We start from the raw sequence: 3,583 nt of genomic DNA on the forward strand, positions 1-3,583 counted from the left end.
GAGCCGCCCTCTTCGCGACGGTCTTCGACGCCGGGGTGGCCTTCGGGCCGGTCTTCTTCGCGACGGTCTTCTTCGCCGGGGTGGCCTTCGCGACGGTCTTCTTCGCGACCGTCTTCTTCGCCGGCGTGGCCTTCGCGACGGTCTTCTTCGCGACCGTCTTCTTTGCGGGCGCCGCCTTCTTCACGACCGCCTTCTTCGCGGGCGCCGCCTTCTTCGCGGGTGCCGCCTTGGCCACAGTCTTCTTGGCCGCAGCCTTCTTGGCGACGGTCTTCTTCGCTGCAGCCTTCTTGGCCGGAGCGGCCGCCGAGCCACGCTTGACGGCCGGTCCGCTGGCCGGCAGCTTCTGCTTGCCCGCGATGACTGCCTTGAACTGAGCGCCGGGACGGAACGCGGGCACCGACGTCGGCTTGACCTTGACGGTCTCGCCGGTGCGCGGGTTGCGCGCGACGCGCGCCGCTCGGCGACGCTGCTCGAAGACACCGAATCCGGTGATCGTCACGTTCTCGCCCGCGTGCACGGCGCGCACGATGATGTCGACGATGTGCTCCACGGCTTCGGTCGCACCGCGGCGGTCCGAATTCAGTCTCTCGGTGAGCTGATCAATGAGCTCCGCCTTGTTCATTGGATGTACCTCCGCATACCAATGGCCCATTGTCGGACCGACTAGCAAATACGGTAAACCGGAAAAGCGCAAGAGTCTATGTGCCACGCCAATTCTCATGCCGTTCTCAGCGGCGTGGCTCCTCTTGTCCGGCTACGATCTGCTTCGTTTGCCTACAGGTCACCCTCGGCGACGCGCTCCGGAAGTGTCACAGGTTTCCATGACGGCCTTGACTTTTCGAACTCGGAAATCGCCTCTACCTGGCGCAACGTCAATCCGATATCGTCGAGGCCCTCCAGCAGACGCCACCGCGTGTAGTCGTCAATGGTGAAGGGCACCACTAGAGTTCCGGCGCTGATCGTCCGATTCGTGAGATCCACGACAATTTCGAGCCCGGGCTGTTCCTCGAGCAACTTCCACAGCAACTCGACGTCCGACTGCTCGACCTGAGCGGCGAGCAGGCCCGCCTTGCCGGCGTTGCCGCGGAAGATGTCCGCGAAGCGAGAGGCGATCACCACCCGAAAACCGAAGTCCGAGAGCGCCCACACCGCGTGCTCGCGGGACGACCCGGTGCCGAAGTCCGGGCCTGCCACCAGAACGGAGCCCTTGTCGTAGGGCGCAATGTTGAGAACGAACTCGGGATCGTTACGCCAGGCAGCGAACAGCCCGTCCTCGAAACCGGTACGTGTCACGCGCTTTAGGTAGACCGCGGGAATGATCTGGTCCGTGTCGACATTGGATCGCCGCAGGGGGACGCCGATGCCCTTGTGAGTGGTGAAGGCTTCCATCGTTTTATCTCCTGTCGCTTCCGAGTCTTCAGTCCAGGTCCGCAGGCGCGGACAGCGTTCCGCGCACGGCGGTCGCGGCTGCCACCAGCGGCGACACGAGGTGCGTCCGGCCGCCCTTGCCCTGTCGACCCTCGAAGTTCCGGTTGGAGGTCGAAGCCGAACGCTCCCCCGACGCCAACTGATCCGGGTTCATGCCGAGACACATCGAGCAGCCCGCTTGGCGCCATTCGGCGCCTGCCGCGACGAAAATGTCACCCAGACCTTCCTTCTCGGCCTCCGCGCGGACCCGCATCGAGCCGGGCACCACGAGCATGCGTACGCTCGGCGCCACCTTGCGGCCCTTCAGCACGCTCGCCACGGCCCGAAGGTCCTCGATCCGCCCGTTCGTGCAGGAACCGACGAACACCGTGTCCACGGCGATCTCACGCAGCGGCGTGCCCGCCTCCAGTCCCATGTAGCCGAGCGCTTTCTCGGCCGCGGCCCGCTCGCTCTCGTCGACGATGTCGGCGGGATCCGGCACGTTCGCGCCGAGCGGTGCGCCCTGACCGGGGTTCGTGCCCCAGGTCACGAACGGGGTCAGCGTCGATGCGTCGATGGTCACTTCGTTGTCGAAAACTGCATCGGCGTCGGTCTTCAACTGCTCCCACGACGCGACCGCCGCGTCCCAGTCCGCGCCCGACGGGGCGTGCGGACGGCCCTTGATGAACTCGTATGTCGTGTCGTCGGGGGCGATCATGCCCGCCCGCGCGCCGGCCTCGATCGACATGTTGCAGATCGTCATTCGGGCTTCCATCGACATGTTCCTGATGGCCTCGCCGCGGTACTCGAGCACGTAGCCCTGACCGCCACCGGTCCCGATCTTCGCGATCACGGCGAGGATCAGGTCCTTGCTCGTGACGCCGGGCGCCAGGTCGCCCTCGACGTTGATCGCCATGGTCTTGAACGGGCGCAGCGACAGCGTCTGCGTCGCCATCACGTGTTCGACCTCGCTGGTTCCGATTCCCATTGCGAGAGCACCGAAAGCGCCGTGAGTCGAGGTGTGGCTGTCACCACACACGACGGTCATGCCGGGCTGGGTCAGCCCGAGCTGCGGACCGACCACGTGCACGATGCCCTGGTCCAGGTCCCCCATCGGGTGCAACCGGACACCGAACTCCTCGCAGTTATGGCGCAAGGTGTCGACCTGCGTGCGCGAGACCGGGTCTGCGATCGGCTTGTCGATGTCCACCGTCGGCACGTTGTGATCCTCGGTGGCGATGGTGAGGTCGGGACGCCGAAGCGGACGGCCTGCCAACCGGAGTCCGTCGAACGCCTGCGGACTGGTCACCTCGTGCACCAGATGCAGATCGATGTAGATGAGGTCGGGCTTGCGTGCCGATCCCTCACCCTCTCCCTTGACGACGACGTGCTCGTCCCACACCTTCTCCGCCAGGGTGCGCCCTGTGCTGGCCATGCTCTCCACCTCTTTGTGATTCGTCCCGTCCCGGGGATCAGACGGGCCCGGTCGGCGCCCGACTTCCATCATCTCTCGGTTCGTGTCGATCGCACCGTCCCGAATTTCCATCTCACAATACGAGACGATAGTATCGACCTATGAGACAGCATAGCGGCTCCACCGCCTCCAGCGGGATCGGGGTGCTCGACAAGGCCATGTCGGTTCTGTACGCCGTCGCCGAGCAACCGTGCAATCTCGGCGAACTGTGCGCCCGCACCGGATTGCCGCGCGCTACAGCGCATCGACTCGCCGTCGGTCTCGAGGTGCACCGCCTTCTCGCGCGCGACTCGGACGGCCTGTGGCGACCGGGCCCCGGACTGGCCGAGCTGGCGCCCGCCGCGAACGACAGCCTGCTCGAGGCCGCGGCACTGGTGTTGCCGCGGCTGCGCGAGATCACCGGAGAGAGCGTTCAGCTCTATCGCCGGGAAGGGCTGCAGCGGGTCTGCGTCGCGTCGATGGAGCCGCCGACCGGCCTGCGCGACACCGTGCTCGTCGGCGCCCGGATGCCGATGACCGCCGGATCCGGAGCCAAGGTGCTGCTCGCCTGGGCCGATCCCCAGGTGCAGCGACTCGTCCTGCCGGACGCCCTGTTCAGCGAACGGGTGCTCGTGGAGGTCCGCAAGCGGGGCCGGGCGCAGAGTGCTGCCGAACGCGAACCCGGCGTCGCGAGCGTCGCGGCACCGGTGCGCGATCGCACCG

Annotated in this window: 4 protein-coding genes; 1 reads left to right on the forward strand and 3 read right to left on the reverse strand. The window is 66.4% G+C overall.

All coding sequences use genetic code 11. From position 1 onward, the window contains the following. The 3 genes from ACFXGJ_RS24225 to leuC form a co-directional block, all read right to left on the reverse strand. Positions 1 to 622, reverse strand: a 622-nt coding sequence (locus ACFXGJ_RS24225; protein WP_378625809.1) for an HU family DNA-binding protein, incomplete at its 3' end; no start/stop codon positions are given. Between the two features lie 152 nt (positions 623 to 774). Continuing rightward, entirely contained in the window at positions 775 to 1,389 is a 615-nt protein-coding gene (leuD, locus tag ACFXGJ_RS24230) for a 3-isopropylmalate dehydratase small subunit (RefSeq protein WP_378625810.1), read from the reverse strand. Positions 1,390 to 1,417: 28 nt separating this feature from the next. After that, a complete protein-coding gene (gene leuC / locus ACFXGJ_RS24235; RefSeq protein WP_378625812.1) occupies positions 1,418 to 2,842 on the reverse strand; it encodes a 3-isopropylmalate dehydratase large subunit in 1,425 nt (474 codons plus the stop codon). A 140-nt stretch (positions 2,843 to 2,982) separates the two neighbouring features. Between leuC and ACFXGJ_RS24240 the strand changes: the two genes are divergently transcribed. Next, on the forward strand, positions 2,983 to 3,583 hold a 601-nt coding region (locus tag ACFXGJ_RS24240), incomplete at its 3' end, for an IclR family transcriptional regulator (RefSeq protein ID WP_378625813.1).

This window comes from Rhodococcus sp. NPDC059234, assembly GCF_042754225.1.
Lineage (GTDB): Bacteria > Actinomycetota > Actinomycetes > Mycobacteriales > Mycobacteriaceae > Rhodococcus_G.

Excerpts from the sequence above, each read along its gene's own strand:
- leuC (WP_378625812.1), bottom strand. The coding sequence starts at position 2,842 with ATGGCCAGCACAGGGCGCACCCTGGCGGAGAAGGTGTGGGACGAGCAC.
- leuD (WP_378625810.1), bottom strand. The coding sequence starts at position 1,389 with ATGGAAGCCTTCACCACTCACAAGGGCATCGGCGTCCCCCTGCGGCGA.